8 protein-coding genes are annotated in these 8,676 nt (G+C 56.0%); 2 read left to right on the forward strand and 6 right to left on the reverse strand.

Annotated elements, in window-relative coordinates:
• Positions 1-282: 282 nt before the first annotated feature.
• The 5 genes from hydA to ACQZ5M_RS19515 form a co-directional block, all read right to left on the reverse strand.
• The gene (gene hydA, locus ACQZ5M_RS19495) at positions 283-1,686 is read right to left on the reverse strand and encodes a dihydropyrimidinase (RefSeq protein ID WP_449080598.1); all 1,404 of its coding nucleotides are present in this window, start codon (positions 1,684-1,686) and stop codon (positions 283-285) included.
• A 16-nt stretch (positions 1,687-1,702) separates the two neighbouring features.
• Positions 1,703-2,968, reverse strand: coding sequence for a cysteine desulfurase-like protein (locus tag ACQZ5M_RS19500; RefSeq protein WP_449080599.1), 1,266 nt, complete (start codon positions 2,966-2,968; stop codon positions 1,703-1,705).
• Between the two features lie 24 nt (positions 2,969-2,992).
• On the reverse strand, positions 2,993-3,742 hold the full coding sequence (locus tag ACQZ5M_RS19505) for an amino acid ABC transporter ATP-binding protein (RefSeq protein WP_296022392.1): 750 nt from the start codon (positions 3,740-3,742) through the stop codon (positions 2,993-2,995).
• Positions 3,739-4,413, reverse strand: a complete 675-nt coding sequence (locus ACQZ5M_RS19510) for an amino acid ABC transporter permease (RefSeq protein WP_296022395.1) — start codon at positions 4,411-4,413, stop codon at positions 3,739-3,741. Before ACQZ5M_RS19510 ends, ACQZ5M_RS19505 begins: the two co-directional genes overlap by 4 nt.
• 160 nt (positions 4,414-4,573) lie before the next feature.
• The gene (locus ACQZ5M_RS19515) at positions 4,574-5,362 is read right to left on the reverse strand and encodes a transporter substrate-binding domain-containing protein (protein WP_296022411.1); all 789 of its coding nucleotides are present in this window, start codon (positions 5,360-5,362) and stop codon (positions 4,574-4,576) included.
• A gap of 157 nt (positions 5,363-5,519) precedes the next feature.
• Between ACQZ5M_RS19515 and ACQZ5M_RS19520 the strand changes: the two genes are divergently transcribed.
• Together ACQZ5M_RS19520 and ACQZ5M_RS19525 are read left to right on the forward strand one after the other, a co-directional pair.
• Positions 5,520-6,218 (forward strand): FadR/GntR family transcriptional regulator, encoded by a 699-nt coding sequence (locus ACQZ5M_RS19520; RefSeq protein WP_296022397.1) that lies wholly within the window; start codon positions 5,520-5,522, stop codon positions 6,216-6,218.
• A 214-nt stretch (positions 6,219-6,432) separates the two neighbouring features.
• Positions 6,433-7,401 carry a diguanylate cyclase domain-containing protein gene (locus ACQZ5M_RS19525; RefSeq protein WP_449080600.1) on the forward strand — a complete coding sequence of 323 codons (969 nt, stop codon included), beginning with the start codon at positions 6,433-6,435 and terminating at the stop codon, positions 7,399-7,401.
• A 284-nt stretch (positions 7,402-7,685) separates the two neighbouring features.
• Here ACQZ5M_RS19525 and ACQZ5M_RS19530 read toward each other — a convergent pair whose 3' ends face one another.
• On the reverse strand, positions 7,686-8,450 hold the full coding sequence (locus ACQZ5M_RS19530) for an SDR family NAD(P)-dependent oxidoreductase (protein WP_449080601.1): 765 nt from the start codon (positions 8,448-8,450) through the stop codon (positions 7,686-7,688).
• Positions 8,451-8,676 lie beyond the last annotated feature (226 nt).

An 8,676-nucleotide genomic window follows, 5' to 3' on the forward strand; every position in this document is an offset into this window, starting at 1 on the left:
GGTTGATGTTTCGGGCAGGTGAATACACTTCGCACCCACGCGGGCAAAATCGCCGCCGCGCCAGGCCGGCAGCATGAGCTCGCGATCCAGATCAGCCAGATCGACGAGGTGAGCTTTCTCATCAAGGCATTCAGCGGGGCTCGAGCGGGCTCGTTGAGCTGGAAGATCTTTGAATCGATGGGCCACTCACTATTGCTGCGAACCCGGCTCAGAGAGCGGACGACGCGAGGCGGCTGCCGGACCCGTAGCCGCATTGCTGCGTTCATCTCGATACATCCAGCGCTATTTCACAAGCGAAGACGTCTTGCGGGTAACATATTTGCCGCGGACCTCGCCTTGAGTCACTGCGGCGTCTTCAACAATGGACTTGCCACGCAGGAGTAGCCGTATCGGCCAGCCCTTCACCTCAAGACCTTCATAAGGCGTGTAATCAGATCCATGCGCCAGCAGATCATTGGTGATGGTCACCCGCTTGTCTGGATCCCAGAGCGCCAGATCGGCGTCCGATCCAACCGCAATCGTACCCTTCTGCGGATAGAGCCCGTAGAGTTTGGCGTGATTGGTCGAGGTTTGGGCGACGAACTGGTTGAGAGAGATGCGCCCTTTCATCACACCTTCGGAAAACAGGATCGGCAGCCGGGTGGCGACCCCTGGAATGCCATTCGGTATCCAGCGGAAGTGCCGTTTGCCCTTCTCGTTCAGCTTGCCTTCGCGGTCATCATAGCGAAACGGGCAGTGATCGGATGAGAAGAGATCGAAGACGTTCTGCTCCAGGCCCTCCCAGCACGCATCCTGGCTTTGTCTGTCACGCGGCGGAGGAGAGCAGACATATTTTGCGCCCTCCAGCGCATCCTGATCCAGATCGGCCGCTGTCAGCATCAGATATTGCGGGCAGGTTTCGCCGGCAATTTTCTGTCCACGCATCCGTGCCCTGCGAATTTCCTCCATGGCCTCGCGATTGGAGACATGAACGATGACGATTGGGACGTCCACAATCTCTGCAAGCGACAAGGCCCGATGCGTTGCTTCGCGCTCTGCTGCGATCGGCCGTGTCGTGGCATGGTATTTGGGGGCAAGCTTTCCTTCGTCTTCGTGGCGACCGATCAGATAGCGGATCGCATCTTCATTCTCGCAATGGACCATGACGAGCGCGCCGGTGCGACGCGCCGCATCGAGCGTGTCCAGTATCTGATCGTCCCGCAATCGAAGCCCTTCATATGTCATGAAAACCTTGAGAGACGTATAGCCCGCTTCCACTAGCGCTGGCAGCTCCTGCCCCAGGACCTCAGGCAATGGATCGGTAATGACCAGATGGAAGGCGACATCCGTGTAGCACTTGTCTTCGGCCTTGGCGTGATAGACCTTGAGGGCCTCGCGCAATGTCTGCCCTTTCTCCTGCATGCAGAAGGTCAGCACCATGCTGTTGCCGCCGATGGCTGCCGAGCGCGTTCCGCTTTCGAAGTCATCCGCCATGACAATGCCTTCCCCAGATGGCTGATCCAGGTGGACGTGGCTGTCTATCCCTCCCGGCAGCACGAAAAGGCCGGTGGCGTCGATGATCTCCGCTGCATCGTCAAGTCCGCTTGAAAGTGTCGCGATCTTTCCGTCCAAGATCCCGATGTCGCAGACAAAGGTGTCGCTTGCCGTGGCCACGGTCCCATTCCGGATGATTGTGTCGAAGCGCATCGAGGCCGTCCTTTCGTCAGCTTGCTTTTGCAAACCCTGTTTCGCCGGAGAGAATGTGGTCGAGAGCCTGCGTGAAGCGATCGACTTCTTCCAGTGTGTTATAGTGAACCATCGATACTCTAAGCATACCGCCATGGTCTGTCAGGCCCAAATACTCGGCCAACCGGCGCGAATGGAAATCGCCGAACCGCATGGCGATGTGATGCTGATCCATTGCCTTGCAAATCTCGGCAGCGTCTCGGCCATCGAGGCGGAATGCAATGGTGGGAACGCGGGAACTGTCGCCATTCTGGCTCTTGCCGACGATCAGGCAATCGTTTCGCGAACGCAGATAGGACAACAGTCGCTCGGTTAGCGCGTCTTCCTGTGCGGTAATCGCCCTGAAGGCGGTTACAATGCGGCTGCGAATACTTCCCGTATCGCCCGCTTGTTCTCCGAGCGTCGTCAGGTAATCAACGATGCCGCATGTCGAATAGGCAAGCTCGTAATTCGGGTTACCCGGCTCCAGCTTGCCCGGCACTTTATCCTTGCCGTAGAAATAGTGGTAAAGCGTGTCGAGCTCGAGAAGATGGTCATACTTGCCGTACATCAACGCGTAATGGGGGCCGTAGGTCTTGTAGAGGCTGAAAACGTAGTAATCCACGTCGAAGGCCTGGACGTCGACAAGACGATGGGGAGCGTAGGCCACGGCATCCACACATATCCGGGCGCCACGCGCGTGAACGAAGTCGGCAATCTCGCGCACCGGATTGATGGAGCCGAGAATGTTGGACACGTGCGTTACGCAAACAAGCCGCGTGCGCTCTGACATCAAGGGTTCTAGATCTGCCAGATCGAGCGTCAAGGTTTCCTTGTTGAGTGGCCAGAACTTGATTGTCACGCCTGCCGATTTCAGACGATCCCAAGGGCCGATGTTGGATTCATGATCGCTCACGGTCACGATGATCTCATCGCCGGGCTTAAGCTGGCTTTCCATGGCGCGCGCCAGGTTCTGCAAAAGCGCAGTGGTCGAGTTGCCAAAGACGATTTCTTCCGGCCGTCCAGCATTGACAAGATGCATGGCAGCGGTGCGGGCCTCATAGAGCGCCTCAGCAGCCTTTTGCGAGACCTCATAGGAGCCACCAATCTGGACGTTTCGCTCGATCAGAAAGGTGTTGATGCGATCGATCGCACCTTGGAGAATTTGCGAGCCGCCGGCATTGTCGAAGAAGGTCCAGCCTCTTCCCAAACCCGGAAATTGGCTTCGCACAAAGTCCAGATCAAGCGATGGGTGATCGTTCACGGGTGTGTCCTCCACAGACATAATTCAATGATTGAGTACGGCGCGCAGGAAGCTGCGCGTTCTTTCTTCTTGGGGGGTATCGAATATTTGCTGAGGGGTCCCCATCTCGACCAGCTTTCCGCCATCCATGAAGATGACCCGGTCGGCCACCTGTTTTGCAAAGCCCATCTCATGCGTCACGACAATCATCGTCACGCCGGTGCCCGCCAGGCGTCGCATGACGTCCAGCACCTCTCCCACCATTTCCGGATCGAGAGCCGATGTCGGTTCATCGAACAGAAGAACCTTCGGCTCCATGGCCAGAGCGCGCGCGATTGCCACGCGCTGCTGCTGACCGCCGGAGAGTTGGCCGGGAAACTTGTCCGCCTGCTCGGAAATGCCAACACGGGCGAGCAAATCTCTAGCCCGGACAGCGGCTTCGGCTTCGCTCAGCCCGCGCACCCGCATGGGCGCCAGCATGACATTTTTAAGTACTGTCATATGCGGAAAGAGATTGAAGGATTGGAAGACCATGCCAACTTCGGCGCGCACTTTCGCCAGTTCCTTGCCTGGACGCACCCTCGTTCCGTCAACGGTGATGGTACTGTCAGTCGAGAAAGGCTCAAGGTGATTGATGCAGCGGATCAGCGTCGATTTGCCGGAGCCGGACGGACCGATGATGCAGACGACTTCGCCTTCGGCGATCTGCAGATCGATGCCGTGAAGAACGGTGTATGTGCCGTAGGCCTTGAACAGCTTTTCGACGTGGATGATGTTTCTGCTGAGAGCGGTCATCTGCGTCTCCCTGCGCCGAAGCGGATTTCTAGCCGGGATACGACCGCCACCATCGGCCAGAGGAGCAGAACGTAAATCACTGCGGCTCCTATCAAGGGTGTGGGGTTTGCGCTCAAGGCCTGCGCCTGTGTTGCCTGCTTCAGAAGGTCGGGCATCGCCACCACCGACGCCAATGCCGTGTCCTTGAGAACGTTGATGGAATTGTTGGTGAGTGGTGGGATCACGATGCGGATCGCCTGGGGGAGAATGATGTCGGCCATGGTATGGCGATTGGAAAGACCAAGAGCTGCAGAGGCCTCGAATTGCCCGGTCGGTATGGCGTCGATCCCTGCCCGGAATATCTCGGCAGTGTAAGCTGCAGAGACAAGCGAAAGCGCCGCAACCGCCGACAGGAATGGCGAAAGCCTGATGCCGACAAAAGGTAGCGCGTAGTAGATGACGATGAGAAGAACGAGCAGCGGAATGGACCGGAAGACATCCACGTAGATGCGGATGAGCAGCACGATTGCTCGTGGCGCGTAAAGCCTGGCGACGGCCAGGACAAGCCCACCGACGAGACCCGAGACGATGCTGACGATGCCAATCTGAATCGTGACGACCAAGCCCCACAAGAGTTGTGGAAGGCTCTGAACGAAGACATCGTAATTGAAGAAGGTGTTGACGAGATTCATGCCGCAAAGGCTCCCTTTAGAGCGCGACGCGTCCTCTAGGATGCATCAGAACGCTCTAACTTTTGTGAGTCTCAGCATCGCGCTTTCCAAAAATCAGTTCCGATTCCCGGATCGATGCCGTCGCCAGCGGATCAGAATTCCGCTGGCGGCTGTGGCGCTATCAGATCTTTGGCATATCCAAGACCATCACCGTCGAGGTCTTCTCCTCGGCGGGCGCTCCGAACCAGGTCTGGTGCAGCTTGGCAAGGTAACCATCCTTCTTCATCTCGGTGATGACGCCATTGACCTGCGCTGCGAGAGGGTCGCCCTTGTTGAACATGATCGAGTATTTCTCGCCCGTTGGGATGCGAGCCACCACCTTCAGTTCGGGCTTGTCTTTGACGTAATAAAGAAGTGCTGGAATGTCGCTGATGTAGCCATCGATGCGGCCAGCGACGAGATCGAGCATGGCGGGAGACAGGCCCTCAAAACGGCGAATGTCTGAAAATTTGTATTCCGCCTTGTTCTTTTCCGCCCACATATCGCCGGTCGAGCCAGTGTCGACGCCGACCACCTTGTCAGCCATCTCCTTCAATCCGGTGATGCCGGATTTTGCAGTGACGGTCAGCGACTGGTCGCTGTCGTAATAAGGCTGGGCGAAGGACACCGATTCAAGACGCTTGGGTGTAATGGTAATCGATGAGATCGCCATGTTGATGCGGCCCGACTGGACCGCGGAAAACAGGCCGTTGAACGGGGTGTTCACAAACTCGACGGATTTACCCAGGCGCTTTGCCACCTCGTTGACGAGATCGACCTCAAAGCCGACTACCTTGCCGGAAGCATCCTGAAACTCCCACGGCACATTGCCGATGTTCGCGCCAACCATCAGATCGGCTGCCCGGGCCGCTTGCATGCTCATAAAAGCGATGCCTGCTGCAAGCGAGGCGGTTAGAAATGTCGCTGTCATGCGTTTCATCAGTGTTCCCCTTGTTATTTGATACACGATCGCACATTGTGGTCTAACTGGTCGGACCAGTTAGACCACACAAGCACGGACTTTGCATCTTGGCAAGCCGCGACCTTGAAAATAGATGTTGAATACGAGACGAGAGGACCGCCGCTAGATGCTGAATAAAACGCTTCTGCCCCAGACGGTGGCGCGCGAAATCCAGAGCCTGATCCAGAAAGGCGTGCTGAAACCCGGCGAAAAAATCCAGTCTCAGCGTGAACTGTCGGAACAGTTCGGTGTCAGCCGGGCCTCCCTTCGCGAAGCCTTGCTCACTCTCGAAACACTCGGCATGGTCAAGACGGAGGCCGGGCGTGGAACATTCGTCACGTCGCCTGCGGAACGTGCTGCCGGTCCCGCTGCCAATATGGCGCCATGGCGCTATTCTCAAAGCTATTCCGCTTTCGATGTATTTCAGACGCGCGCGCTTCTTGAGGGAGAAATTGCAAAGCTGGCTGCTGGCCGATTGACGCAACGCCAACTGGACGAAATGGAGCAGGCAACGGAGACAATGGAGCGCTCCTGGGAAAAGCAGGATGTGATCTCCAATGTCGAGGCCGATCTGCAATTCCATTCGACAATCGTCTCGGGCTGCTCGAATGCCATGATGCAGGCGCTCTACCAGACGGTGCGGGAACTGATCACAGAAACCCAACGCCAGCCCATTCCGATCACCGATCCAGCGCGAATGCGGAACTCGATTGCCGAACATCGGCGCGTCATCGAGGCTCTACGTCTGAATGATGGAAACTTGGCGAAGGCAGAAATGGAAACGCATATTCGCAACACAGCCCGCTGCGCTGGCCTCGATCCGTGAAAGATGTTGCGCAAAAAAAATTGAGCCGTTTTCGAAAAAACGATATTGAACGGGACCGACCGTGACATAATCGTAAGTGTTGGAAGAAACCAAATATATCTCGGTTATCCACCGCTTGGCTGGAAAACCGCAACTTTCATTCAACTTTTTCAATGCAGTATGTGCGCTAAACGCCAATTTGAAGTTGGCGTCGACTTAGCCAGTGAGGTCGAAAATGCACTTGCCAACCGAACATCCGACTTCGATCAATGTGAGCGAACGCCCAGCCGCTCCATCAGATCAGTTCAATCACTTGCAAGGCTTATTCGAAAAGTCGTTCAAGGCGGCTCGTGTTGGCATCTGGGAGTGTAGCCTTCCCGACGAAACACTGACGTGGACAGATACGGTATTCGAGTTTTTCGACCTACCGCCGCAAACCCCTCTGGCAAGGGCTGATATTGTCGCGCTTTACACGCCGGAGTCTCGGGAAAAGCTGACAGTGGCACGCAATGCGGCAATAGAAGAGGGCAACGGTTTTACGCTTGATGCGGAAATTATTACCGCTAAGGGCAACTCCCGCTGGATCAGGATCACGGCTATCGTCGAGCGCAGTGAAGGACGGTCTGTACGCATTTTCGGAATGAAGCAGGATATTACCGCCGAGAAGGCCATGGTCGACAATATTCGTCGACTAGCGGAAATTGACGCGTTGACCGGGCTCGCTTCGCGCACGAAGTTTGAATCTGTCTTCAACGAGATTTGCACCAGTCCCACTCACGTCCAGTATGGACTGCTGCTATTGGACTTGGACGGCTTTAAGGCGATCAACGACACGTTGGGGCACCAGTCGGGCGACGAGTGCCTCAGAGAAGCGGGGAACAGGCTCACTAAAGCACTACCGGATGCTGTTCTTATCTCGCGTATCGGCGGTGATGAATTTGCTGTCATTCACACCTGCGAGTCGGCAAAGCACCTTCAAGACCTTGGAAATCGCATAGTTCAATCGCTCGAATGGTTTTGGGCTCCGTCACCATTGACCAGGCTCAAGATCAGCGCTTCTGTTGGTGGAGCCGTCATCAAAAAGGGAGCAGTGTCCAACGATGTGTTCGCACTGGCGGACCGAGCTCTCTATGCGGCAAAAGCCGGGGGTAAGAACCGTTTCGAGATCGTAAAACGAGATAATTTTTCGATGAGCGCTGCATAAGCGATTTGCGCTGTCCCGAAACGACCGACAGCGCTAGTGACGAATTCGATGCCATCATAGAGATCCGTCGATCCGTGCTGAACCGCTATCGTCGTCAATGCCGATCATGCCAAGCACAAGGCCAATGCGCCACGCTGAAGGCTGATACTAACCGAACCGCTTGGCCGTAGCGATCAGCCAGCGGCGGATATCCTGGCCACTGCAATGCTGGCCTGCGCACCGAAAAACTTCAAGATGCAGGAACCGAAGTCTGGTTCGCAAGACAGCAATTTCGATCTGGCTCATTATCGGGTCGTATATCCGCCGTCGATGACCAGAACCTCGCCGGTGACATAACTCGAGGCTGGTGAGCACAAAAAGAGGGCCGCGGCAGCAACTTCGTCCGGCTCACCCACACGCCCCATAGGCGTCATGTCACGCCAGACAGGGAACCACTCAGGGTTCTCGATACCGCCTCGAGACATTTCTGTGTCGATGTATCCAGGGGCAAGGGCATTGACGCGGATGTTCTCGGCGGCAAGTTCACTCGCCAAACTCTTTGTCATCATATGAACCGCAGCCTTAGAGGCATTATATGCGACCTGGTTTTGAGGGATATTCGATGCAATACCGGACATCGAACCGATGTTGAGTATCACCCCTGACTTCTGGGCACGCATTGGCGCGATCGCAGCGCGGCAGGCTCGGAAGACGGCATCGACGTTGAGGCTCATAACTTTGCGCCACGTATCGTCATCGAAGTCCGCACTATCCCCATGGATGGCGACGCCTGCGTTGTTGACGAGGATATCGAGTCTGCCATTGCGCTCTATCACCTGCTGGATCAACATGTTTGCGGAAGTTTCGACCCGCATGTCAGCGGCAATGAACTCAAACTCGATCCCAGCGTCCGAAAGTGCGTCACTGGCATCTTGAACAGATGTCCGAGCACTTATTACAACTCGCGCGCCAGCTTCACCGAGTGCCTTTGCGATAGCCAGCCCGATGCCCCGCGTGCCGCCTGTGATTAGCGCAACCTTTCCATCAAGGCGAAATCTTTCAAGTATCATACGTGATCTCCCTATGCTGAAACCAGTGGGCATCGCCTCTGTCCGAGGCCTTCGCTTCCACGTTCGAGTTGACGCGCATGACCTGTTGCCATGAACACCTGACCGCTACGCGACCAGCCTGTTTTGAAGATAGAGTTCGATCGTCTTTGCGGTACCCTTTTCCCACAATGTGTTTAGAGCATGAGCGAAGCGGGTTCGGAAGAGGTCTGAGTTTGCGACGTCGCCG

It is taken from the genome of Rhizobium sp. 22-785-1 (assembly GCF_053521965.1).